Source organism: Citrobacter europaeus (assembly GCF_037482245.1).
In the GTDB taxonomy this organism is placed as follows: Bacteria; Pseudomonadota; Gammaproteobacteria; order Enterobacterales; family Enterobacteriaceae; genus Citrobacter; species Citrobacter europaeus.
The window spans coordinates 327,717-352,994 of sequence record NZ_CP148084.1 but is presented as its reverse complement, the minus strand read 5'-3'; the positions used below and the strand labels follow the sequence as shown (position 1 = coordinate 352,994).

The 25,278-nt window shown below is 54.5% G+C and carries 19 protein-coding genes; 11 read left to right on the top strand and 8 right to left on the bottom strand.

Annotated features, from left to right (window positions below; all coding sequences use genetic code 11):
* Window positions 1-69: 69 nt before the first annotated feature.
* Both envZ and ompR read right to left on the bottom strand, forming a co-directional pair.
* A complete protein-coding gene (gene envZ, locus WHR59_RS01620) occupies window positions 70-1,422 on the bottom strand; it encodes a two-component system sensor histidine kinase EnvZ (RefSeq protein ID WP_043018579.1) in 1,353 nt (450 codons plus the stop codon).
* Window positions 1,419-2,138: a two-component system response regulator OmpR gene (gene ompR / locus WHR59_RS01615; protein WP_001157751.1), complete on the bottom strand. Its 720-nt coding sequence runs from the start codon at window positions 2,136-2,138 to the stop codon at window positions 1,419-1,421. The genes envZ and ompR overlap by 4 nt, the downstream gene beginning before the upstream one ends.
* Before the next feature lie 225 nt (window positions 2,139-2,363).
* Here ompR and greB point away from each other — a divergent pair, with 225 nt between their 5' ends.
* The 6 genes from greB (at window position 2,364) to WHR59_RS01585 (ending at window position 9,654) form a co-directional block, all read left to right on the top strand.
* Window positions 2,364-2,837 (top strand): transcription elongation factor GreB, encoded by a 474-nt coding sequence (greB, locus tag WHR59_RS01610; protein WP_016154802.1) that lies wholly within the window; start codon window positions 2,364-2,366, stop codon window positions 2,835-2,837.
* A gap of 98 nt (window positions 2,838-2,935) precedes the next feature.
* Window positions 2,936-5,269, top strand: coding sequence for a Tex family protein (locus tag WHR59_RS01605; RefSeq protein ID WP_181634241.1), 2,334 nt, complete (start codon window positions 2,936-2,938; stop codon window positions 5,267-5,269).
* A 432-nt stretch (window positions 5,270-5,701) separates the two neighbouring features.
* A complete protein-coding gene (feoA, locus tag WHR59_RS01600; protein WP_003023519.1) occupies window positions 5,702-5,929 on the top strand; it encodes a ferrous iron transporter A in 228 nt (75 codons plus the stop codon).
* A gap of 18 nt (window positions 5,930-5,947) precedes the next feature.
* Window positions 5,948-8,266 carry a Fe(2+) transporter permease subunit FeoB gene (gene feoB, locus WHR59_RS01595; RefSeq protein ID WP_043018581.1) on the top strand — a complete coding sequence of 773 codons (2,319 nt, stop codon included), beginning with the start codon at window positions 5,948-5,950 and terminating at the stop codon, window positions 8,264-8,266.
* A gap of 11 nt (window positions 8,267-8,277) precedes the next feature.
* The gene (feoC, locus tag WHR59_RS01590) at window positions 8,278-8,514 is read left to right on the top strand and encodes a [Fe-S]-dependent transcriptional repressor FeoC (protein WP_043018582.1); all 237 of its coding nucleotides are present in this window, start codon (window positions 8,278-8,280) and stop codon (window positions 8,512-8,514) included.
* 189 nt (window positions 8,515-8,703) lie between these two features.
* Entirely contained in the window at window positions 8,704-9,654 is a 951-nt protein-coding gene (locus tag WHR59_RS01585; protein ID WP_213733442.1) for an Rpn family recombination-promoting nuclease/putative transposase, read from the top strand.
* Between the two features lie 44 nt (window positions 9,655-9,698).
* On the opposite strand, the gene bioH is transcribed toward WHR59_RS01585, so the two are convergent.
* Window positions 9,699-10,469, bottom strand: coding sequence for a pimeloyl-ACP methyl ester esterase BioH (bioH, locus tag WHR59_RS01580; RefSeq protein ID WP_043018584.1), 771 nt, complete (start codon window positions 10,467-10,469; stop codon window positions 9,699-9,701).
* A gap of 37 nt (window positions 10,470-10,506) precedes the next feature.
* On the opposite strand from bioH, the gene gntX reads away from it, so the two are divergent.
* The 3 genes from gntX (at window position 10,507) to gntT (ending at window position 13,514) form a co-directional block, all read left to right on the top strand.
* A complete protein-coding gene (gene gntX, locus WHR59_RS01575) occupies window positions 10,507-11,190 on the top strand; it encodes a DNA utilization protein GntX (RefSeq protein WP_043018585.1) in 684 nt (227 codons plus the stop codon).
* A gap of 58 nt (window positions 11,191-11,248) precedes the next feature.
* Window positions 11,249-11,824, top strand: a complete 576-nt coding sequence (nfuA, locus tag WHR59_RS01570; protein ID WP_003023509.1) for a Fe-S biogenesis protein NfuA — start codon at window positions 11,249-11,251, stop codon at window positions 11,822-11,824.
* Between the two features lie 373 nt (window positions 11,825-12,197).
* Window positions 12,198-13,514 (top strand): gluconate transporter, encoded by a 1,317-nt coding sequence (gntT, locus tag WHR59_RS01565; RefSeq protein ID WP_003023507.1) that lies wholly within the window; start codon window positions 12,198-12,200, stop codon window positions 13,512-13,514.
* Window positions 13,515-13,603: 89 nt separating this feature from the next.
* On the opposite strand, the gene malQ is transcribed toward gntT, so the two are convergent.
* Both malQ and malP read right to left on the bottom strand, forming a co-directional pair.
* On the bottom strand, window positions 13,604-15,691 hold the full coding sequence (gene malQ, locus WHR59_RS01560) for a 4-alpha-glucanotransferase (RefSeq protein WP_047408156.1): 2,088 nt from the start codon (window positions 15,689-15,691) through the stop codon (window positions 13,604-13,606).
* Window positions 15,692-15,700: 9 nt separating this feature from the next.
* On the bottom strand, window positions 15,701-18,094 hold the full coding sequence (malP, locus tag WHR59_RS01555) for a maltodextrin phosphorylase (RefSeq protein ID WP_338843542.1): 2,394 nt from the start codon (window positions 18,092-18,094) through the stop codon (window positions 15,701-15,703).
* A gap of 611 nt (window positions 18,095-18,705) precedes the next feature.
* Here malP and malT point away from each other — a divergent pair.
* A complete protein-coding gene (gene malT, locus WHR59_RS01550; protein WP_181634239.1) occupies window positions 18,706-21,411 on the top strand; it encodes an HTH-type transcriptional regulator MalT in 2,706 nt (901 codons plus the stop codon).
* 37 nt (window positions 21,412-21,448) lie between these two features.
* On the opposite strand, the gene WHR59_RS01545 is transcribed toward malT, so the two are convergent.
* The 3 genes from WHR59_RS01545 to glpE all read right to left on the bottom strand — a co-directional run bounded on the left by WHR59_RS01545 (window position 21,449) and on the right by glpE (window position 23,455).
* Complete coding sequence (locus tag WHR59_RS01545) at window positions 21,449-22,207, bottom strand: DeoR/GlpR family transcriptional regulator (RefSeq protein ID WP_003023499.1); 759 nt, start codon at window positions 22,205-22,207, stop codon at window positions 21,449-21,451.
* 15 nt (window positions 22,208-22,222) lie between these two features.
* Window positions 22,223-23,053, bottom strand: coding sequence for a rhomboid family intramembrane serine protease GlpG (glpG, locus tag WHR59_RS01540; protein WP_043018837.1), 831 nt, complete (start codon window positions 23,051-23,053; stop codon window positions 22,223-22,225).
* A gap of 75 nt (window positions 23,054-23,128) precedes the next feature.
* Entirely contained in the window at window positions 23,129-23,455 is a 327-nt protein-coding gene (gene glpE, locus WHR59_RS01535; RefSeq protein WP_003827629.1) for a thiosulfate sulfurtransferase GlpE, read from the bottom strand.
* Window positions 23,456-23,653: 198 nt separating this feature from the next.
* Between glpE and glpD the strand changes: the two genes are divergently transcribed.
* Window positions 23,654-25,162, top strand: a complete 1,509-nt coding sequence (gene glpD, locus WHR59_RS01530; protein ID WP_087050803.1) for a glycerol-3-phosphate dehydrogenase — start codon at window positions 23,654-23,656, stop codon at window positions 25,160-25,162.
* The last annotated feature ends 116 nt before the right edge of the window (window positions 25,163-25,278 follow it).

Sequence of the window (25,278 nt, the reverse complement as noted above, 5' to 3'; positions counted from 1 at the left end):
AGTGCCGGATGGCGGTTTCGCCTTATCCGGCCTACAGCAACAAAAAGGGAGGCATTTCGCCTCCCTTTGTTATGCGTCTTTCGTGTTACCCGGCGCGCGAGTGAAGGGCACCGGAAGCCAGGCGCGAATCGACAACCCTCCTCGCTCGCTGGTACCAATTTCCAGCATACCGTTATGGTTATCGATAATACGCTGCACAATCGCCAGACCCAGCCCTGTGCCGCTGGTACTACGCGCGCTGTCGCCGCGGACAAACGGCTGGAACAGATGCTTACGCTGCTCAGGCTTGATGCCCGGACCATCATCCTCTACCTGGAACCAGGCGCGATGCGTCTCCGTACCGCTGCTGACCTTAATCCAGCCGTTGCCGTAGCGGGCGGCGTTAACCACCATATTGGCAACCGCACGCTTGATCGACAGCGGGTGCATCTTCACCTGAATGCTGCCAGGCAGTAGCGCGGTTTCGATTTCACGTTCATAGCCGCTTTCCGCCGCGACCACTTCGCCTAACACCGAATTCAGATCCGCCATCTCCATCGGCATCTCCTGACCGGTACGCAGGTAATCGATAAACTGCTCGATAATGGCGTTACATTCTTCGATGTCCTTATTGATGGATTCCGCGAGATAACCGTCCTCTTCGCCCATCATTTCGGTCGCCAGACGAATGCGCGTCAGCGGAGTACGTAAATCGTGGCTCACACCCGCCATTAACAGCGTACGGTCATCGGCCAGTTGCTTCACACCTGCGGCCATATGGTTAAAGGCTCGGGTTACGGAGCGCACCTCTGAAGCGCCATACTCACGCAACGGCGGCGGAATGATGCCTTTCCCCACCTGCAGCGCCGCATGCTCCAGATCCACCAACGGTCGGTTCTGGATACGAATAAACAGCCATGCCCCACCGATAGCCAGCAGCATAATCGCCAGCGTATAGCGGAACAGCGGTGAGAAATCGCCCTGGTGGATTTCGGTCAGCGGTACGCGTACCCAGATATTGGGCGACAGCCAGGTTTTCAGCCAGACGACCGGCGAGCTTTTGTTCACCTCAACGCGGACTTCCGTTGGGCCCCCCAGCTGCTGCGCCATCTGATGGCTTAAGAATTCATAGTGTTGCGCCCAACGCAGCCCGGCTTCTTCAGCGGCCTCGTTGGAATAGAGGGAAATGCCCAGCTCACGGTAAATTTCCCGGCGGAATGCGGGCGGCACCACCAGTTGCGTACCGTCCTCCAGCTGCAGTTTATCGGTCATCAGCATACGAACTTCGTAGGCCAGGACCTTATTAAACTGCTGGAGGCTCGGCAGAATCGCGAAGTTCAGCACTACCAGGTAAGTCGTCACCAGGCTGGCAAACAGCAAGGTGACGATGAGCAATAACGTGCGGGCAAACGAACTTCGTGGCGAGAAGCGCATTCGCCTCATGCTTTAGAACCGTCCGGAACAAAGACGTAGCCCAGACCCCATACGGTCTGAATATAACGCGGATGCGCCGGATCTTCTTCCACCATACGACGCAGACGGGAGATTTGGACGTCGATAGAACGCTCCATCGCCGAGTATTCACGGCCACGGGCCAGGTTCATCAGCTTGTCGCGGGACAACGGTTCACGCGGGTGACTTACCAGCGCTTTCAGTACCGCAAATTCCCCGCTGGTGAGCGGCATTGGCTCATCTTCGCGGAACATTTCACGCGTACCGAGGTTCAGTTTGAACTTACCAAACGCAATGACCGCTTCTTCCTGAGAAGGCGCGCCCGGCAGTTCGTTCGCCTGACGACGCAGTACAGCGCGAATACGCGCCAGCAGTTCACGCGGGTTAAACGGTTTCGGGATGTAATCGTCAGCGCCGATTTCCAGCCCTACGATACGGTCAACTTCTTCACCCTTCGCGGTGACCATAATGATCGGCATCGGGTTGCTCTGGCTGCGCAGGCGACGGCAAATAGACAGACCATCCTCTCCCGGCAGCATTAGATCCAGCACCATCAGGTGGAAGGACTCACGGGTCAGCAGACGATCCATCTGCTCAGCGTTTGCGACGCTTCGAACCTGGAAGCCCTGCTCGGTCAGATAACGCTCCAGAAGCGCACGCAAGCGCATGTCGTCATCGACCACCAGAATCTTATAGTTCTCTTGCATTGTTATTACTCCCAAAGGTTCGCAACAATTAAGTGTATATTCTTAAGAAAGCTAACGTGAGTCACCAGCGAATTCTGGTATGAATTCCAGGCTAAATTGTTACAAAGCATATTAAACAGCAGCTTAAGTATACAATGTTTCTCGCAATACATTATTTATTCTGTTGATATGCTCACGTAATACCAATTGTGCGCATCATCACAGAGTCGAAGGTAAAACAATAAGATGAAAACGCCCCTGATAACCCGTGAAGGGTATGAAAAACTTAAACAAGAGCTGAATTATCTCTGGCGTGAAGAGCGCCCGGAAGTCACCAAAAAAGTTACCTGGGCCGCAAGTCTGGGTGACCGCAGCGAAAATGCCGACTACCAGTATAATAAAAAGCGCCTGCGTGAGATCGACCGCCGCGTCCGTTATTTGACCAAGTGCATGGAGAATCTGAAAATCGTCGATTACTCCCCCCAGCAGGAGGGCAAAGTCTTCTTTGGCGCATGGGTTGAGATCGAAAATGACGATGGCGACATCCGCAAATTCCGCATTGTCGGCTACGATGAGATATTCGGTCGTAAAGATTACATCTCTATCGACTCGCCGATGGCGCGGGCGCTGCTGAAAAAAGAGGTCGGCGATCTCGCGATAGTAAACACTCCCGGCGGTGAAGCCAGCTGGTACGTGAACGAGATTGAATACGTGAAGTGAGGCCGGAACAATCCGAAGCCCCCGTAGATGACTGGCATTTTTGCCAGTCAATCCGTATAACTATCCCCTGATTTTTTATCCTATAGACGAAGCTATCCATGATGAATGATTCTTTCTGCCGCATTATCGCAGGTGAAATTCAGGCTCGTGCTGAACAGGTAGAAGCTGCCGTTCGCCTGCTTGATGAAGGGAACACCGTGCCGTTTATCGCACGTTATCGTAAGGAAATCACCGGCGGTCTGGACGATACGCAACTGCGTAATCTGGAGACCCGTCTGGGATATCTGCGTGAACTGGAAGACCGCCGTCAGGCAATCCTGAAATCTATCGGCGAGCAAGGCAAACTGACCGACGATCTGGCGAACGCGATCAACGGCACGTTAAGTAAGACCGAACTCGAAGATCTCTATCTGCCGTACAAACCTAAGCGCCGCACCCGTGGGCAGATCGCTATTGAGGCCGGACTGGAGCCACTGGCAGACCTGTTGTGGAACGAACCATCCCACGACCCGGAAACGGAAGCCGCAAAATATCTCAATGCCGAAAACGGCGTGGCGGATACCAAAGCCGCCCTCGACGGCGCCCGCTACATTCTGATGGAGCGCTTCGCCGAAGACGCCGCGCTGCTAGCCAAAGTGCGTGATTATCTGTGGAAAAACGCCCACCTGGTCGCCACCGTGGTCAGCGGTAAAGAAGAGGAAGGCGCTAAGTTCCGCGACTACTTCGATCACCACGAGCCTATCTCCACCGTGCCATCCCACCGTGCCCTGGCCATGTTCCGTGGTCGTAATGAAGGTGTGTTGCAGCTTTCACTGAACGCCGATCCGCAATTCGATGAGCCGCCAAAAGAGAGCCACGGCGAGCAGATTATCCAGGATCACCTGGGACTGCGCCTGAACAATGCACCTGCCGACAGCTGGCGTAAAGGCGTGGTTAGCTGGACGTGGCGCATCAAAGTGCTGATGCACCTTGAAACCGAGCTGATGGGTACCGTGCGCGAACGTGCGGAAGATGAAGCGATCAACGTCTTTGCCCGTAACCTGCATGACCTGCTGATGGCCGCCCCGGCCGGACTGCGCGCCACCATGGGGCTCGATCCTGGTCTGCGTACCGGTGTAAAAGTGGCGGTAGTTGACGGTACCGGCAAGCTGGTCGCGACCGATACCATTTATCCGCATACCGGCCAGGCCGCCAAAGCCGCTGTTGCCGTTGCGGGGTTATGCGAAAAATATAACGTTGAGCTGGTGGCGATTGGTAACGGTACGGCGTCGCGCGAAACCGAGCGTTTCTTCCTCGACGTACAGAAGCAGTTCCCGCAAGTGACCGCACAGAAAGTGATCGTCAGTGAAGCTGGGGCATCGGTTTACTCTGCTTCCGAGCTGGCGGCGTTGGAGTTCCCGGACCTCGACGTTTCGCTACGCGGTGCGGTGTCTATCGCCCGTCGTCTGCAGGATCCGCTGGCTGAGCTGGTGAAAATCGATCCGAAATCTATCGGTGTGGGCCAGTATCAGCACGACGTTAGCCAGACGCAGCTGGCGCGTAAGCTGGATGCGGTAGTGGAAGACTGTGTGAACGCCGTCGGCGTCGATCTGAATACCGCCTCCGTACCACTGCTGACCCGCGTTGCCGGCCTGACGCGCATGATGGCGCAAAACATCGTCGCCTGGCGCGATGAGAACGGTCAGTTCCAGAACCGTCAGCAACTGCTAAAAGTCAGCCGTCTGGGGCCTAAAGCCTTTGAACAGTGCGCGGGCTTCCTGCGTATCAACCACGGCGATAACCCGCTGGATGCCTCTACCGTTCACCCGGAAGCTTATCCGATTGTGGAACGCATTCTGGCCGCCACCGAGCAATCGCTGCGCGATCTGATGGGCAACAGCAGCGAACTGCGCAATCTGAAAGCCGCCGATTTTACCGACGAACGCTTCGGGGTGCCGACCGTCACCGACATCATCAAAGAGCTGGAAAAACCGGGCCGTGACCCACGTCCTGAATTTAAAACCGCGCAGTTTGCTGATGGCGTCGAAACCATGAACGATCTGCTGCCGGGAATGATTCTGGAAGGGGCTGTCACCAACGTCACCAATTTCGGCGCGTTTGTTGATATTGGCGTGCATCAGGATGGTCTGGTGCATATCTCTTCGCTGTCGAATAAGTTCGTCGAAGATCCACACACCGTGGTGAAAGCGGGCGACATTGTGAAGGTGAAAGTGCTGGAAGTGGACCTGCAGCGTAAGCGTATCGCGCTGACCATGCGTCTGGACGAGCAGCCGGGTGAAACCAATGCGCGTCGCGGCGGCGGGAATAACGATCGCACTCAGAGCAATCGCCCGGCGCCGAAAGCCGCGAAACCGCGTGGTCGTGACGCCCAGCCTGCGGGCAACAGCGCCATGATGGATGCGCTGGCGGCGGCAATGGGTAAAAAGCGCTAAGTTTAAACCGTGTGCCGGATGGTGGAGTAAACACCCTCTCCGGCCTGGTTGTCGCCATTAATTTGTAGGCCGGATAAGACACATGAGCGTCGCCATCCGGCATATTTAATCTATTTCCCGCTTTGCTCCACAATATATTTATCACTTCATTAACAGATGAAACCTTAATTAAACATTAAGATCCCCACTAATTACTTCCGTGAATCCTTCATGCCCAACCAGAATAAATATTGAGGAATATCAAAATTGGCTCAAATTATTATCCAATTGTACATTCCGTCACATTTATTCTATTGATGATAGAAACCATTCTCATTATCATTGATTTGTTGATTATTTACTCTTTCCTTACGTTGGCTAATCATCTGGTCTCATGCCGCCCTTTCGCCCCATGAGGTAATCATCCAGTTAGCGAGATATAAGTAGGTCCCTATGCAATTCACTCCTGACAGTGCGTGGAAAATTACCGGTTTTGCCCGTGAAATCAGCCCAGCTTATCGTCAGAAACTGTTGTCACTTGGCATGCTACCCGGCTCATCCTTCAACGTGGTACGCGTCGCCCCGCTCGGCGATCCTATCCATATCGAAACGCGTCGCGTAAGTCTGGTATTGCGTAAAAAGGATTTGGCGTTATTAGAAGTGGAAGCGGTTTCCTGTTAATACAGTGAGTCTATAAAAATGAAAAAACTAACCATTGGTTTAATTGGTAATCCTAATTCCGGCAAGACAACTTTATTCAACCAGCTCACCGGCGCACGCCAGCGTGTAGGCAACTGGGCTGGCGTTACCGTTGAGCGTAAAGAAGGTCATTTCGCCACAACGGACCATCAGGTCACACTGGTCGATTTACCCGGCACCTATTCTCTGACGACAATCTCATCGCAAACCTCTCTCGATGAGCAGATTGCCTGCCACTATATTTTAAGCGGAGACGCGGATCTCTTGATCAACGTGGTCGATGCTTCAAACCTTGAGCGCAACCTCTACCTGACGTTGCAACTGCTTGAGTTGGGCATCCCCTGCATCGTCGCGCTGAACATGCTGGATATCGCTGAGAAGCAGCAAATCCGTATCGATATCGACGCCCTCTCCGCTCGTCTTGGCTGCCCGGTGGTTCCGCTGGTTTCCACCCGCGCTCGCGGCATTGAAGCGCTGAAGCTGGCGATCGATCGCTATAAAGAAAACGACACCGTCGAGCTGGTCCATTATGCCCAGCCGCTGCTGCAAGAAGCGGATTCCCTGGCCGACGCGATGACCAAAGATATGCCGCTTAAACAGCGTCGCTGGCTGGGCCTGCAGATGCTGGAAGGCGATATCTACAGCCGTGCTTACGCCGGCGATGCCGCGCAAAACCTTGATGCCGCCATTGCGCGCCTGAGCGAGACCATGGACGATCCGGCGCTGCATATCGCCGATGCGCGTTATCAGTGCATTGCCGCTATCTGCGATACCGTCAGTAACACCCTGACGGCAGAGCCAAGCCGTTTCACCACCGCTGTAGATAAAATCGTCCTTAACCGCTTCCTTGGTCTGCCGATTTTCCTGTTCGTGATGTACCTGATGTTCCTGCTCGCCATCAACATTGGCGGCGCGCTGCAGCCCTTGTTTGACGTCGGCTCCGTGGCGCTCTTTATCCATGGTATTCAGTGGATTGGCTACACGCTGCACTTCCCGGACTGGCTTACCATCTTCCTGGCCCAGGGCCTTGGCGGCGGGATTAACACCGTGCTGCCGCTGGTACCGCAAATCGGCATGATGTACCTGTTCCTCTCCTTCCTTGAAGACTCCGGCTACATGGCGCGCGCCGCGTTTGTGATGGACCGACTGATGCAGGCGCTGGGACTGCCGGGCAAATCGTTTGTCCCGCTGATCGTCGGCTTTGGCTGTAACGTACCGTCTGTAATGGGCGCACGTACGCTGGATGCCCCGCGTGAGCGTTTGATGACCATCATGATGGCGCCGTTTATGTCCTGTGGCGCACGTCTGGCGATTTTCGCCGTCTTCGCCGCAGCGTTCTTTGGTCAGAATGGCGCGCTGGCGGTCTTCTCACTGTACGTGCTGGGTATCGTTATGGCGGTGTTGACCGGTCTGATGCTCAAACACACCATCATGCGTGGTGAAGCAACGCCGTTCGTGATGGAGCTGCCGGTGTACCACGTGCCGCACATTAAGAGTCTGATCATTCAGACCTGGCAACGCCTGAAAGGCTTCGTTCTGCGCGCGGGTAAAGTCATCATCATCGTCAGCATTTTCCTCAGCGCGTTTAACAGCTTCTCGCTGAGCGGAAAAATCGTCGACAACATCAACGACTCTGCTCTGGCCTCCGTTAGCCGCGTTATTACCCCTGTCTTTAAGCCGATTGGCGTTCACGAAGATAACTGGCAGGCAACCGTAGGTCTGTTTACCGGCGCGATGGCGAAAGAAGTGGTTGTCGGTACGCTGAACACGCTCTATACCGCAGAAAACATTCAGGAAGAAGAGTTCAATCCGGCAGATTTCCACCTCGGTGACGAACTGCTCGGCGCGGTGGATGAAACCTGGCAAAGCCTGAAAGACACCTTCAGCCTGAGCGTGCTGGCTAACCCTATCGAAGCCAGCAAGGGCGACGGTGAAATGGCGACAGGCGCAATGGGCGTGATGGGCGAGAAATTTGGCAGCGCCGCCGCCGCGTACAGCTACCTGATCTTTGTTCTGCTGTATGTACCGTGCATTTCAGTGATGGGCGCAATCGCACGTGAATCCAGCCGTGGCTGGATGAGCTTCTCGATTCTGTGGGGTCTGAACATCGCCTACTCTCTGTCGACGCTGTTTTATCAGACGGTCAGCTACAAAGAACACCCGACCTACAGTCTGGTGTGCATTTTAGCCGTCATCCTGTTTAACATCGTGTTGCTGGGCCTGCTGCGTCGAGCTCGCAGCCGCGTGGACCTCGCGCTGCTGGCAACCAACAGGACGGCAAGTTCCTGTTGTTCAAGCACCACTGGCGATTGCCACTAAGGTTATCGACGATGGCATCGCTTATTCAGGTTCGTGATTTATTGGCTTTGCGGGGGCGCATGGAGGCGACACAAATTAGCCACACGCTGCATACCCCGCAGCCCATGATTGACGCCATGCTGAATCAGTTAGAAAAGATGGGCAAAGCGATGCGGATTCAGGAAGATGCCGACGGGTGTCTCTCCGGAAGCTGCAAAAGTTGTCCGCAAGGTAAAGCCTGCCTGCGCGAGTGGTGGGCTTTACGCTAGTTCGATGCCGGATATAGCGTTTAAGCTGATATCCGGCTTTTTGCGTAATGGATTCCACAAAGACCTCTCTGTTTTCAGCAAAACAGATCTATCCTCCAGCCTGCCGCGCATCGTTATCAACTCGTGGATGATTACTGCCGACCAGAGAAGTAGAGTCCCGTCATCTTGTTTCTCAGGTGACGGATCGCCATGAATACTGACACGACAGCTACACCGCATGACGCGATTTTCAAAACGTTCTTAAACAACCCTGCGACCGCACGCGACTTTATTCAGCTTCATCTTCCAGCCTCTTTGCAAAAACTTTGCGATCTTAAAACGCTGCAACTGGAATCCGGCAGTTTTATTGAGGACGATTTGCGCGCCTACTATTCCGATGTGCTGTGGTCGTTAAAAACGCGCGAAGGCGATGGCTATATTTACACCATTATTGAGCATCAGAGCACCGCCGATAGCCATATGGCATTTCGGCTGATGCGTTATGCCATTGCGGTAATGCACCGCCATTTAGCGGCAGGCCATAAGAAACTCCCGCTGGTGATCCCCATGCTTTTTTATCATGGCTCAGCAAGCCCATACCCCTACTCACTTTGTTGGCTGGACGAGTTTGATGACCCTGAATCCGCCAGACAACTTTATAGTACCGCGTTTCCACTGATCGATATCACCGTCGTGCCCGATGACGAGATCATGCAGCATCGTCGGATGGCGCTGCTGGAACTCATCCAAAAACATATTCGTAAACGCGATTTGATGGGGCTGGTAGAAAAGCTGGCCATCCTGCTTGTTAAAGGACACGCTAATGACAACCAGTTGAAAGCCCTGTTTAATTATTTACTGCAGGCCGGGGACACCGCACATTTTGGCGAGTTCCTATATGAAGTCGCCGAACGTTTACCCCAACATAAGGAAAAGCTGATGACTATCGCCGAAAGATTACGACAAGAAGGGCACTTTAATGGTCTTCAGGAAGGTCATAGGAAAGGGCTACAAGAGGGGTTACAAACAGGTCTGCAACAAGGCAAACGAGAGGAAGCTTTACGAATTGCATCAACCATGCAGGCTGATGGTATAGACCCGCTGACCATCTTCAGAATTACCGGTCTGACCGCTGAGGATCTGGCTGCGCGCAGTCATTAATCTCAAGCCCGGCAAGCGTGGCTGTGCCGGGCAACGCAACGAATTTATAGCCGCTGCTTCAACGCCACCAGCGCTGCGCAGAACTCAGCAGGATGCGAGATAAATGGCGCATGCGCCGCCTTAGCAAACACCAACGACTCGCTCTGGGGCCACAGGGCATCCAGCATCGGGATAACTTTGCGCGGAACCAGCCCGTCAAGATAACCATACATCCGCAGGAAAGGCATATCCACCGAGCACAGCGGCTCACGCAGATCGACTGTTTTCAGGATCTCCAGCCCGCCATTAAGCACCTCGACTTCCGGCATGGGTAAAGCCAGCACCGTTTTCTTCAACGCTCGCGCATCCTGACGCGCGGTTTCCGTACCCATCGTTTGCAATGCCAGAAAACGCTCCACCGTACGCTGAAAATCTTCGCTCAACTGCTGCTGGAAGCCTGCCAGCACTTCTGGCTTGATACCCGGCCACTCGTCTCGCGCGCTAAAGCAAGGGGAAGACGCCACGGTCACCAGCGCCTGAACACGGCCAGGATGCGTTAACGCCACCTGGCTTGCAACCAGCCCGCCCAGACTCCAGCCGAGCCAGATAGCGTTCTCCGGCGCCTGTTTTAATACCCGCTCAGCCATCTCTTCCAGCGACATTGCACCAAAACCCTGGCTGCGGCCAAATCCCGGTAAGTCGACAAGATGCAGCGTGAAATGCGAGCTCAGTTCCTCACTTATGCAATTCCAGACTTGCGCATTCAGTCCCCATCCGTGCAGCAGCACAAGATGGCAATTTCCCGAACCCTGGGTCTGCCACCAGATGTCATTCATCAGTTATTGTTCTCTTTTAGCCTGAAAGGATGCTTCTATGCTAACAGTACCGGGATTGTGCTGGCTATGCCGAATGCCCCTGACGTTGGGGCATTGGGGGATTTGCTCTGTTTGCACGCGGGCAACGCGTCAGCGCGGCAGCCTGTGCCCTCAATGTGGCCTCCCTGCCGCTCATACCGTCATTCCCTGCGGGCGATGCCTGCAAAAACCACCACCGTGGCAGCGACTGGTCACGGTCAGCGACTACATTCCACCGTTGAGCGGGCTTATCCACCAGCTCAAGTTTTCGCGACGCAGCGAAATGGCCTGCGCCCTGTCACGTTTACTGTTGCTGGAGGTATTACAGGCCCGGCGCGCCAGCGGCCTTCCTCTGCCGGACAGGCTGGTCAGCGTCCCGCTCTGGCAACGCCGACACTGGCGCAGAGGATTTAATCAGAGCGATTTATTGTGCCGCCCTCTGGCGCGCTGGCTGGGCTGCGACTGGAACAGCCAGGCCATCACGCGGGTTCGGGCGACGGCGACGCAGCACCATCTCAGCGCCCGATTACGTAAACGTAACCTGAAAAACGCCTTTCGCCTTGAATTGCCGGTGCGGGGACTCCATATGGTTATTGTGGATGATGTCGTCACTACCGGAAGTACCGTCGCGGAAATCGCGCAGCTGCTTTTACGCAACGGCGCGGCGACTGTCCAGGTATGGTGCCTGTGTCGAACCTTGTAGAGCCTCGATGATGGGCGTATTATAACCAAGTAAAATAGTCAACTATTAGGCCATTACTATGATCCATATTTCCGATGCTGCACAAGCGCACTTTGCCAAACTGCTGGCAAATCAGGAAGAAGGGACACAAATCCGCGTATTTGTGATTAATCCCGGCACGCCTAACGCTGAATGCGGCGTTTCTTATTGTCCGCCGGACGCCGTGGAAGCAACCGACACCGCCATTAAATTTGACCTGCTGACCGCATATGTTGATGAACTGAGCGCACCGTATCTGGAAGATGCAGAAATCGATTTCGTGACCGACCAGTTAGGCTCTCAACTGACTCTGAAAGCGCCAAACGCCAAAATGCGTAAAGTTGCCGATGATGCGCCGCTGATGGAACGCGTGGAGTACATGCTGCAATCGCAGATCAACCCTCAGTTGGCTGGCCACGGCGGTCGCGTCTCTCTGATGGAAATCACCGATGAAGGCTACGCCATTCTGCAGTTTGGCGGCGGCTGTAACGGCTGTTCAATGGTAGATGTCACGCTGAAAGAAGGTATCGAGAAACAGCTGCTGGCTGAATTCCCTGAACTGAAAGGCGTTCGCGATTTAACCGAACACCAGCGCGGCGAGCACTCTTACTACTAACGCCCAAACCTGTAGACTTTCTATAGCCCGATAAGACGCCCCGCGTCGCCATCGGGCATTAACGCCGGATGGCAGCGTAATCGCGGTCTCCGGCGTCCCCCTCTGTCCTGGCATCTATCCTGCAACAATCCCCCTCATAATTTGACCAGCCTCTCATAATTTAAATTTTGCCTGCCCAGGTGATTTTCAAGCGCCACATGTTACCCGTATCATTCGTATCAGCACCTAACACACACATAATAGCCAGCTAAACTGATTAGTTTTGAAGGCAACCAGCATTGGTGCTGAGAATACTCTGTTCCCGTTCGGGACAATCGGAATTTGTCATCTAAACACTGACGTTACCCATAACAAAGTAAAGGCCAGGTAAATCATGCCATTAGTCATCGTTGCTATCGGTGTAATCTTGTTACTCCTCCTGATGATCCGTTTCAAAATGAACGGTTTCATCGCTCTCGTCCTGGTGGCGCTTGCTGTCGGATTGATGCAAGGGATGCCACTGGATAAAGTCATCGGTTCGATTAAAGCCGGCGTCGGCGGAACCCTTGGCAGCCTCGCCCTGATTATGGGTTTTGGCGCCATGCTGGGCAAAATGCTGGCGGACTGCGGCGGCGCACAGCGCATCGCAACCACCCTGATTGCTAAATTCGGCAAAAAACATATCCAGTGGGCGGTGGTATTAACTGGCTTCACCGTCGGTTTTGCCCTGTTCTACGAAGTCGGCTTCGTGCTGATGCTGCCGCTGGTGTTCACCATCGCCGCTGCTGCCAATATCCCGCTGCTGTACGTTGGCGTACCGATGGCTGCTGCGCTGTCCGTAACACATGGCTTCCTGCCGCCACACCCGGGTCCAACCGCTATTGCCACCATTTTCCACGCAGATATGGGTAAAACCCTGCTGTTTGGTACGATTCTGGCAATCCCAACCGTTATTCTCGCCGGTCCGGTGTACGCTCGTTTCCTGAAAGGCATCGATAAGCCAATCCCGGAAGGTTTGTACAGCGCGAAAACCTTTACTGAAGAAGAGATGCCTGGCTTTGGCGTCAGCGTCTGGACCTCTCTGGTACCGGTTATCCTGATGGCAATGCGCGCCGTGGCGGAGATGATTCTGCCAAAAGGTCATGCTTTCCTGACGGTTGCAGAGTTCCTCGGCGACCCGGTCATGGCAACGCTTATCGCAGTGCTGATTGCGATGTTCACTTTTGGTCTGAACCGTGGACGTTCGATGGATCAGATTAACGACACGCTGGTATCCTCAATCAAAATCATCGCAATGATGCTGTTGATCATCGGTGGTGGCGGTGCCTTCAAACAGGTCCTGGTTGATAGCGGCGTGGACAAATACATCGCTTCAATGATGCACGGCTCTAACGTGTCTCCACTGCTGATGGCATGGTCTATCGCGGCGGTACTGCGTATCGCACTGGGTTCCGCGACCGTTGCTGCGATTACAGCAGGTGGGATTGTAGCGCCGTTGATTGCAACGACCGGCGTAAGCCCAGAGCTGATGGTTATTGCGGTTGGTTCCGGTTCCGTCATTTTCTCCCACGTGAACGATCCAGGCTTCTGGCTGTTCAAGGAGTACTTCAACCTGACCATCGGTGAGACCATCAAGTCATGGTCAATGCTGGAAACCATTATCTCCGTCTGCGGTCTGGTAGGGTGTCTGCTGCTGGGTATGGTGGTTTAAACGAGACGGCTCGTAGGCCGAATAAGGCAAAGCTGCCATCCGGCCCTACGAGCTATCACCATAAAAAATCCGGGGAAATCCCCGGCTTTTTACTTCTTCTTCGCGGCCGCTTTGCGGCGCTTATCCAAATCCTTAATCAGCTTATTCACGCCCTCATCGGCAAACATCTGTTCCAGCGTGGCGGTGAGCTTACGCCGCCAGTTTTTGTACTGGTCGCTGGTCCCCGGAATGTTGACCGGCTCAGCCATATCCAGCCAGTCTTCCGGTTGCAGGCCCAGCAACGCACTGTTGCTGTCAGCGATGTAGCGTTGCATACCGCGATTAAGAATCGGCGTCATCGACATCAGGGACGCCTTGTGACCAGCACGTTTTGGCAGGCAACCGTATTTGTGCAGCGCGTCCAGCAGCCCCTGTTTCGCCAGTTCTCTGTCCTGATACAACCCACGCAGCACGACTTCATCCGGGTACAGGCCCAGCGCCTTACCGAGCGTCAGATCGCCGCTATCCCAATAACCTTTAAGCGTAGGAAGGTCATGCGTCGCCGCGACTGCCATTGATTGTTCCGGGTACGCTTTCGGCGCACGGAAGTTCTTCTCATGGTCATTCTCAAAATAAAGTACTTTGTAGGAATAGACACCACTGTCACGCAGCTTGCTGACGATCTCCACCGGCACGGTACCCAGATCTTCACCAATCACCATGCAGTGATGACGTTTACTTTCCAGCGCCAGAATGGAAAGCAGATCATCTACCGGATAATGCACGTAGGCACCGTGATCGGCTGTTTCTCCGTAAGGGATCCACCACAGACGCAGCATCGACATAACATGGTCGATGCGCAGCGCGCCACAGTTCTGCATATTGGCGCGCAGCAATTCGATAAACGGTTCGTAAGCGCGTGCCGTGATGATGTGCGGATCCATCGGCGGCAGTCCCCAGTTTTGTCCGAGCGGACCGAGAATGTCCGGCGGTGCGCCCACCGAGGCTTTCAGGCAGTACAGCTCGCGGTCGCACCAGGTTTCCGCCCCACCTTCGGCCACGCCAACCGCCAGGTCGCGATACAGTCCAATCGGCATCGCAAAGCCCTGGCTGGTTTTCCAGCAGTCAGCAAACTGGCTATACGCCAGCCACTGCAACCACAGGTAGAAATCCACATCATCACGATGTGTTTCGCAGAAGCGTTTTACCTCTGGCGAGTCCACCGACTGGAATGCCTGCGGCCACACCGGCCAGCCCCAGCGCAATGCGTCCTCTTTCACCTGATTGGCATGCAACGCGTCAAAGGCCGCCTGCCAGTAGAGGCTATCCCCTTCCTGAGTCACAAACTGGCGGAATGCCGCCATCTGCTCATCATCGCGCGCAGAGAAGCTTTTCCACGCCATACGTAGCGCCGTCATCTTCAGTGCGGTAACGGCAGAATAATCAACCCACTCAGCATCGCGCGCGCGTTGCAAAGCTTGCTGCGTCGCAGGTTTCTGCCACCAGGCCTGTGCCTCTTTACTCAGGTGGAAATCATCGACTGCGTTAACATCAATATAAATAACGTTCAGCCAACGACGTGACGATGGACTATACGGGCTGGCGCTCTCCGGGTTCGCCGGATACAGTGCGTGAATCGGATTAAGCCCGATAAACGCGCCCCCGCGTTGCGCCACATCCACCAACATGGTGCGGAGATCGCCAAAATCGCCGATCCCCCAGTTTTTTTCCGAGCGCAGGGTGTAGAGCTGAACGCATGCGCCCCACAGCTTCTGCCCGGCAAGCAGCGCCTGTGGCTCATAGCAGCGTTTCGGCGCGACGATGATGCGGCAATGGGTGCGCAGCTCGCCCTGGGTCAGAGTCAGCGTGTGATACCCCTCCGGCAGCCTGGCTGGAAGGTTAAAAGATTTACCGCCGACGGCATGCCCTTTGTGCTGCACGCCCTCTTCGGTAGTCAGCAGCCAGTTAAACTCCCCGCTTCCCTCAACCGCCAGCGGCATTTTCTTACCAGCGGTATAAACCATGACATTCGGCACCGGCGTCACCGCCACCTGAACGGCGGCGGAGGTGCGATGCATGGCGTCAAGCAAACGCCGCTTGGTTTCGGCGCCAATAGACTGCGGTTTACCGTGGGCATTAATGTAATTGGGGCTGATCCCCGCCGCCAGCGCGGCATTATCCAGACGTTTGCTTTCCATCGCGATCCCTTAACGTTTCTCCTGCCAGATACGAGCCTGATAATCGCGGATGGAGCGATCCGAACTGAACATGCCGCAACGCGCGGTATTCAGAATCGCCGCCCGGGTCCAGGCTTCCTGGTCACGATACAACACGTCAACCTGCTTCTGAGCTTCAACGTAGGCCGCGAAGTCCGCCATCACCAGATACGGGTCACCGCCCTGCTTGCCAATACTGTGCAACATCTGGTCGAAGGCATGTTTGTCGCCATCGCTGTATTTCCCGCTTTCCAGCTCTTTCAGGACAGCATCCAGCACTTTGTCTTTCTTACGCCATTTCACCGGATCGTAGCCTTTGGCTTTGAGCGCCTTCACCTCTTCCACGGTATGACCAAAGATGAAGATATTCTCGTCACCCACCTTCTCGGCGATTTCGACGTTTGCGCCATCCAGCGTACCGACGGTTAACGCACCGTTCAGCGCCAGCTTCATGTTACCGGTGCCGGAAGCCTCTTTCCCTGCGGTTGAGATCTGCTCAGAGATATCCGCCGCCGGGATCAGCATTTCCGCCGCAGAGACACAATAATCCGGCAGGAAGACAACCTTCAGTTTGTCACCCACTTGCGGGTCGTTATTGATGGTTTGCGCAACCTTGTTGATGGCGAAGATGATATTTTTCGCCAGGTAGTAACCCGGCGCGGCTTTTGCGCCAAACAGGAATACGCGCGGCACGCGATCGGCCTGTGGGTTCTCACGAATTTCTTTGTACAACGCCAGAATGTGCAGCAGGTTGAGGTGCTGACGCTTGTACTCATGCAGACGTTTAATCTGAATATCAAAAATCGCGTTGGTCGTTATCTCAATACCGGTACGCGCTTTAATAAACTTAACCAGTCGCTCTTTGTTCGCCAGCTTGATGTCACGATACTGCTGACGAAACTTCGCATCGTCGGCGTATTTTTCCAGGTTAATCAACTGGTCGAGGTCGTTGGCCCACTCTTTTTTCAGCGATTTATCCAGCAGAGCGGCAAGCGCCGGGTTGCACTGCTTAATCCAGCGACGTGGGGTAATCCCGTTGGTGACGTTATGGAATTTATTCGGCCAGAGCTGGTGATATTCCGGGAACAAATCTTTCACCACCAGATCGGAGTGCAGCGCCGCCACGCCGTTAACCGCAAAACCGCTGACCACACACATGTTAGCCATGCGCACCTGTTTGTTGTGCACCACCGCCAGTTTCGCCCAGACTTCAGCATCACCCGGCCAGGTTTTATCGACCAACGTCTTAAAGCGGTCGTTAATCTCTTTGATGATTTGCATATGGCGCGGCAGAAGCGCTTTCACCAGCTTCTCGTCCCAGCACTCTAACGCTTCCGGCATCAGGGTATGGTTGGTGTAAGCAAAGGTTTTACTGGTAATCGCCCACGCATCGTCCCAGCTCATTTGGTGCTCATCAATCAGCACGCGCAGCAGCTCTGGGATCGCGATGGTCGGGTGAGTATCGTTAAGCTGAATCACTTCGTAATCAGCCAGCTCATGCAGTTTGCGCCCTGCCAGATGATGACGACGCAGAATGTCGGCTACGGAGCAGGCGCACTGGAAATACTGCTGCATCAGGCGCAGCTTTTTACCCGCGGTGTGGTTGTCGTTCGGGTACAGCACTTTGGTCAGTTTTTTGGCGTCAATGCCCTGCTGCTCTGCCCGCAGGAAATCGCCGTCATTAAATTTGGTCAGGTTAAACGGATGCGTGTGGCTGGCCTGCCACAGACGCAGCGGCTGGGCCACGCTGTTGCGATAGCCAAGAACCGGCAGATCCCAGGCCTGACCAGTGATGATAAATCCTGGTTCCCAGTGCCCTTCTTTGGTGACTTTGCCGCCAATTCCAACCTGCACATCCAGCGCCTCGTTGTGGCGGAACCACGGATAGCTGCCGCGATGCCAGTCGTCCGGGGCTTCCATCTGTTGCCCATCGGCAAACGACTGACGGAACAGGCCGTACTGGTAGTTGAGACCGTAGCCCGTCGCCGACTGGCCGACCGTCGCCATCGAATCAAGGAAGCAGGCCGCCAGACGCCCCAACCCACCGTTACCTAACGCCGGATCGATCTCTTCTTCCAGCAGGTCGGTCAGGTTGACGTCATGCGCTTTTAGCTCATCGCTCACCGCCTGATACCAGCCGAGATTAAGTAAGTTGTTGCCGGTCAGACGACCAATCAAAAACTCCATCGAGATGTAGTTAACGTGACGCTGATTTTTTGCCGGTTTTGCCGCAGGCTGGGCGCTGAGTAACTCAGCCAACGCCCCACTCACTGCTTGCCACCACTGGCGCGACGTCATTTCTTGAGCCGACAGTAAACCGAAGCGCTGCCACTGACGTGTCAGGGCAGCCTGAAATTGATCTTTGTTGAAAGTAGGCTGTGACATAGGGGTTCCAGATCCTTAGGTAATAAAACAACGTTATCGCTAGTTTGCCTGGCTCGTTGTTGACATTCCTCATCCTGGCACGGATTAGGCAGGGAGGAGGAGCGGGGATGAGCATAAAAATGTGATCGCTGCCACTTAAAGGTAGCGTAATCGCCCGTAAATTCGCGTAATCCCGCATAACGGACGACGCATTAATAGCAAGGGATAAATCGACAATATCAAATAGTGGGGTGACGGTGGGGAAACAATGTGTAAACAGAGAAATAGTTTCTAACCTGAAATACCTGGGCCAGATAAGATAATTCACATGAAACTTTTAAGTCGGCCACAAGATTCGGTGCTTTACATTAACTCACTGAGTAGCCTTATAAAAAATGAGGCATTTTTCGGCGCAGTCAAAATAACGACGGATCCAGTCGCCACGCCTGTTGCGACTCTTTAAACCAATTAATGTAATAGATGTATAGATTTGTGACATAGTGCAAAATCAGACACACAAAAAGTCCGCTTAGCTTGCATAAAACTCTAATCTGGCCGACCTTATATCCATTAATTACGAAGCGCAAAAAAAATCACTCTTCCCCATTTTCACACAGTGAAGTGACTAACTTATGTTGATTCCGTCTAAATTAAGTCGTCCGGTTCGACTCGACCATACGGTGGTTCGTGAGCGCCTGTTGGCTAAACTTTCCGGCGCGAACAATTTCAGGCTCGCCCTGATAACAAGTCCTGCTGGGTATGGAAAAACGACGCTGGTTTCACAATGGGCGGCGGGGAAGAACGACTTAGGCTGGTACTCTCTGGATGAAGGCGATAATCAGCAAGAACGTTTTGCGAGCTATCTGATCGCCGCCATCCAGCAGGCAACCGGTGGACATTGCACCACCAGCGAAGCGATGGTGCAAAAGCGCCAATACGCCAGCCTGACGTCACTGTTTGCCCAGCTATTTATCGAACTGGCCGAGTGGCACCGCCCGCTCTACCTGGTGGTGGATGATTATCATCTGATCTCTAATCCGGCTATTCACGAAGCGATGCGGTTTTTCCTGCGTCACCAGCCTGAGAACCTTACGCTGGTCGTGCTGTCGCGCAACCTGCCGCAGTTGGGCATTGCTAACCTGCGGGTACGCGATCAACTACTGGAGATAGGCAGCCAACAGTTAGCCTTTAACCATCAGGAAGCCAAACAATTTTTCGACCGACGTTTGTCCTCCCCCATTGAAGCGGCTGAAAGCAGCCGGATGTGTGATGACGTTGCTGGCTGGGCCACAGCGTTACAACTGATTGCCCTTTCCGCCCGCCAGAACAATAACTCTGCTCACCAGTCGGCACGTCGCCTCGCCGGGATCAACGCCAGCCATTTATCTGATTACCTGGTTGATGAAGTGCTGGACAGCGTCGACCTCGGCACCCGTCACTTCCTGCTGAAAAGCGCCATTCTGCGCTCCATGAACGATGCGCTGATCGTCCGCGTTACCGGGGAAGAAAACGGCCAAATGCGGCTGGAGGAGATTGAGCGCCAGGGCTTATTCCTGCAGCGTATGGATGACGTTGGCGAGTGGTTCAGTTATCACCCGCTGTTTGGCAGCTTTTTACGCCAGCGCTGTCAGTGGGAGCTGGCGAGCGAACTGCCCGAAATACACCGCGCTGCTGCGGAAAGCTGGATGGCGCAAGGTTTCCCCAGCGAAGCTATCCACCACGCGCTGGCGGCAGGCGACGCCCATATGCTCCGCGATATCCTGCTTAATCATGCGTGGGGACTGTTTAACCACAGCGAGCTGACGCTGCTGGAAGAGTCGCTGAAAGCTCTGCCGTGGGAAAGCCTGCTGGAAAATCCGCGTCTGGTTCTGCTCCAGGCCTGGCTGATGCAAAGCCAGCACCGCTACGGAGAGGTTAATACTCTGCTGGCGCGCGCTGAGCAGGAAATAAAAGGCGACATGGAGCCAACGCTGCACGCCGAATTCAACGCCCTGCGGGCGCAGGTAGCGATTAACGACGGAAACCCTGACGAAGCCGAGCGTCTGGCGAAACTGGCGCTGGATGAGTTACCCATCGCCTGGTTCTATAGCCGTATCGTCGCCACCTCGGTGCACGGCGAAGTCCTGCACTGTAAGGGCGATCTCACGCGCTCTCTGGCGTTGATGCAGCAAACCGAGCAAATGGCCCGCCATCATGACGTCTGGCATTACGCGCTGTGGAGCCTTATCCAGCAAAGCGAGATTTTGTTTGCCCAGGGCTTTTTACAGGCCGCCTGGGAGACTCAGGAAAAAGCGTTTCAACTGATCAAAGAGCAGCATCTGGAACAACTGCCGATGCACGAGTTCCTGGTACGTATTCGCGCGCAGCTACTGTGGGCATGGGCGCGTCTGGACGAGTCCGAAGCGTCTGCCCGCTCGGGTATTGAACTGCTTTCCACTTTCCAGCCGCAGCAACAGCTACAGTGCCTGACATTGCTGATTCAGTGTTCGCTGGCGCGGGGCGATCTGGACAATGCGCGTAGCCTGCTTAACCGTCTGGAAAACCTGCTGGGCAACGGCCACTATCACAGCGACTGGATCTCAAACGCCGATAAGGTGCGGGTGATTTACTGGCAAATGGTAGGCGACAAAAACTCGGCCGCCAACTGGCTGCGCCACACGCCGAAACCGGAATTCGCCAATAACCACTTCCTGCAAAGCCAGTGGCGCAACATCGCCCGCGCGCAGATCCTGCTCGGCGAGTTTGAACCGGCTGAAATTGTGCTGGAAGAGTTGAATGAAAATGCGCGCAATCTGCGTCTGATGAGCGATCTGAACCGTAACCTGCTGCTGCTTAATCAGTTGTACTGGCAGGCAGGGCGCAAAAATGACGCCCAGCGCGTATTACTCGATGCGCTGCAGCTGGCGAACCGCACCGGGTTTATCAGTCACTTTGTTATTGAAGGCGAGGCCATGGCGCAACAACTGCGTCAGCTGATTCAGCTCAATACCTTACCGGAGCTCGATCAGCACCGCGCCCAGCGCATTTTGCGCGAGATTAACCAGCACCACCGCCATAAATTCGCCCACTTCGATGAAGGATTCGTTGAGCGTCTTCTTACTCATCCGGAAGTGCCGGAGCTTATCCGCACCAGTCCGCTGACCCAGCGCGAATGGCAGGTTCTGGGACTGATTTATTCGGGCTACAGCAACGAGCAGATCGCCGGAGAGCTGGCCGTCGCGGCAACGACCATCAAGACGCACATCCGCAATTTGTACCAAAAACTTGGTGTCGCACATCGTCAGGATGCGGTGCAACATGCGCAGAAGCTGCTGAAGATGATGGGATATGGAGTTTAGTTAATGCCTGATGCGCTACGCTTATCAGGCAATTATCTCAGCACAGCTCTAACTGAATATGATGGTCCGCGATAACCTGCATCACGCCAGCGGGCGGCAGCGTGTCGGTATACACCGCATCCACCATGCTGATACTGCCCATATTCACCATCGCGTTACGCCCAAATTTCGAGTGATCCACCACCAGCATCACATGCCGTGAATTCTCAATAATCGCGCGTTTGGTGCGAACTTCGTGATAATCAAACTCCAGCAGAGAACCATCGCTGTCGATGCCGCTGATCCCTAAGATGCCGAAGTCCAGTCGGAACTGAGAAATGAAGTCGAGGGTCGCTTCGCCCATAATACCGCCGTCGCGGCTACGCAGTTCGCCACCGGCGAGGATTATGCGGAAATCCTCTTTCGCCATCAGCGTATTCGCCACATTGAGGTTGTTGGTCACGATACGTAAATTGCTGTGATTGAGCAGCGCGTGAGCCACCGCTTCCGGCGTAGTGCCGATATCAATAAACAGCGTAGAGCCGTTCGGGATCTGCGTGGCAACTTTGCGTGCAATGCGCTCTTTTTCCGCCGTCTGCGTCGCTTTACGGTCATGCCACGGGGTGTTGACCGAGCTGGATGGCAGCGCCGCCCCGCCGTGATGGCGCAAAATCATGTTCTGATCGGCCAGATCGTTAAGATCGCGGCGAATCGTCTGCGGGCTAACGGAGAAATGCTCCACCAGCTCCTCAGTACTGACGTATCCCTGTTTTTTTACCAGTTCAATGATCGCGTCATGTCGTTGTGTTTGCTTCATTATGGTTCCCTGAAATTACGTTCGTTTTCGCACATGAATAGTATCGGCAAACGCCATTGCCAGACCCACGGCCAGCCCGGCGATATGTGCGCCATTCGCCATCGACATGCCAAACAGATCAAACCAGCCGGCAACAATCCAGATCAAAGCAAAAATAATCAAACCACGCTGCAGGAAAATACCGCTCTGCGGATCGCGCTCGCCGCGCAACCACACATAGCCCATCAGCGCATATACCACGCCAGACAGTCCACCAAACCACGGACCGCTAAATTTCTGCTGAACATAACCGCTCAGCAGGGCGCTGATCACGGTAATGACTATCAGTTTTCCGCTACCCAAACGCTTTTCAACCGCACCGCCGAGATACCACCACCACAGCAGGTTGAACAGAATATGCATCAGCGAGAAGTGCATAAAAGCGTGGGTAAAATAACGCCAGAATTCAAATTTCAGCGTAGGGTCAAACGGCCATGCCAGCCAGAGCATCACCGCCTGGTCGCCCAGCACGTTCATGGCGATAAACACCACCACACATGCGGCCATCACCGCCCACGTTACCGGGCCTGCGCGTTCGCGCAATGTGGCCAGGAACGGATAACGTTGGTAGCGCAGACCGCTATCGGTCTGGCCTGACTGCCAGCTTGCCGCGAGGTAACGCGGGTCGCCCGGATTCTCCAGAAATCGCGCCAGTTCAGCACGCACGCGCTCGGCCTGGGACTCATCCGCCAGCCAGACATCCGTTTGCTGATGTTGTTGAATCGTCAGGATAACGCCCTGTGTCGCCATATAATCAACAAATGCCTGCGCCACGCGGGGGTTAGCAAAAGAGGTAATCATCAACATGGTTGCTGTCGCTTATTCCACACAAAAGAGCACAGTATATATATCCTGCCCGTTTCAGGCTGCATCTTTGTTAGCTTACGAACCGTATGCCACTTCTGCCGGAAAGTGTCGATGCCAGGCGTCGAAGCCGCCATCAACGCTGTAAACCGCGTCATAGCCTTGTTGAAGAAGATATTGCGCCGCACCTTTACTGCTGTTGCCGTGATAACACATCACCAATACGGCGGTGTCGAAATCATGCTCGCGCATAAACGACCCCAGCGTGTCGTTCGTCAGATGAAACGCCTGCGGGGCATGACCCATCGCATAGCTTTGCGGATCGCGGATATCCACCAACACCGCGCTCCCCTGATGCAGCTTCTGATGCGCTTCTTCGACATTAATACATTCAAACTGATCCATTGCTCTCTCTTCTTTATATAGCAGGTGACGCTTTTCGGACATGTTACTTCTTAGTGTACGTCCCGACGGCAGTTAAACGCCATAATGTTATATGTATCACTGTAAATTGTTTATCCGATGTTACCAATGGCGCGAATCTTTGCTATTATGCTCGATAACGAACATTAATGAGCTATAACGAAAGTGCGAGAGGCCAGCATGGAAACCAAAGATCTGATTGTGATAGGTGGAGGCATCAATGGTGCCGGTATCGCGGCAGATGCCGCTGGACGCGGTTTATCCGTGCTGATGCTGGAAGCGCAGGATTTAGCCTGCGCAACCTCCTCCGCTAGCTCCAAACTCATTCACGGTGGCCTGCGCTACCTGGAACATTACGAATTTCGCCTGGTGAGCGAAGCGCTGGCCGAACGTGAAGTGCTGTTGAAAATGGCACCGCATATCGCCTTTCCTATGCGCTTTCGTCTGCCCCATCGCCCGCACCTGCGCCCGGCCTGGATGATCCGCATTGGTCTGTTTATGTACGATCATCTGGGCAAACGCACCAGTTTGCCGAGTTCTACCGGTTTGCGTTTTGGCGCAGACTCCGTACTGAAACCTGAGATTGTGCGCGGTTTCGAATATTCTGACTGCTGGGTAGACGATGCGCGACTGGTTTTGGCAAACGCCCAAATGGTTGTACGCAAAGGCGGGGAAGTATTAACCCGCACGCGTGCCACCTCCGCTCGCCGTGAAAATGGTTTGTGGATTGTTGAAGCTGAAGATATCGATACTGGCAAAAAGCACACCTGGCAGGCACGTGGGCTGGTCAACGCCACCGGCCCGTGGGTGAAAGAGTTCTTCGACGACGGCATGCATCTGCCATCGCCGTATGGCATTCGCCTGATTAAAGGCAGCCACATTGTGGTTCCGCGCGTACATACCCAGAAGCAGGCTTATATTCTCCAAAACGAAGATAAACGCATTGTGTTTGTTATCCCATGGATGGACGAATTCTCGATCATCGGGACGACCGACGTTGAATACAAAGGCGACCCGAAAGCGGTGAAAATTGATGAGAGCGAAATCAATTACCTGCTGAAGGTCTACAACGCGCACTTTAAGAAACAGCTTGGCCGTGACGATATCGTCTGGACATATTCGGGCGTACGTCCGCTGTGCGATGACGAGTCCGACTCGCCGCAGGCTATCACCCGTGATTACACGCTGGATATCCACGACGAAAATGGCAAAGCGCCGCTGCTGTCGGTCTTTGGCGGTAAGCTGACCACCTACCGTAAGCTGGCTGAACACGCGATGGAAAAACTGGCGTCGTACTATCAGGGCATTGGTCCGGCGTGGACGAAAGAGTGCATTCTGCCAGGTGGTGACATTGGCGGCGATCGCGAAGATTACGCGGCCAAACTGCGCCGTCGCTACCCGTTCCTGACCGAGTCGCTGGCACGCCATTATTCCCGCACCTACGGCAGCAACACCGAATGGATTATCGGCGAAGCCACCTCGCTTGCCGAGTTAGGTGAAGACTTCGGCCATGAGTTCTATGAGGCCGAGCTGAAATATCTGGTCGATCACGAATGGGTTCGTCGTGCGGAAGATGCGCTGTGGCGTCGCACGAAAGAGGGTATGTGGCTGAACGCTGAGCAGCAGTCGCGCATGTCCCAGTGGTTGTCGGAGTACATTGAGAAGCACCAGCTGTCGCTGGCGTCGTAAGCAAGTACACGAACGTAGGCCGGGCAAGCGAAGCGCCCCCGGCAACGAGCGCCCTGTAGGCCCGGTAAGCGTCAGCGCCACCGGGCTTTTTGCCGGATGGCGGCTAGCGCCTTATC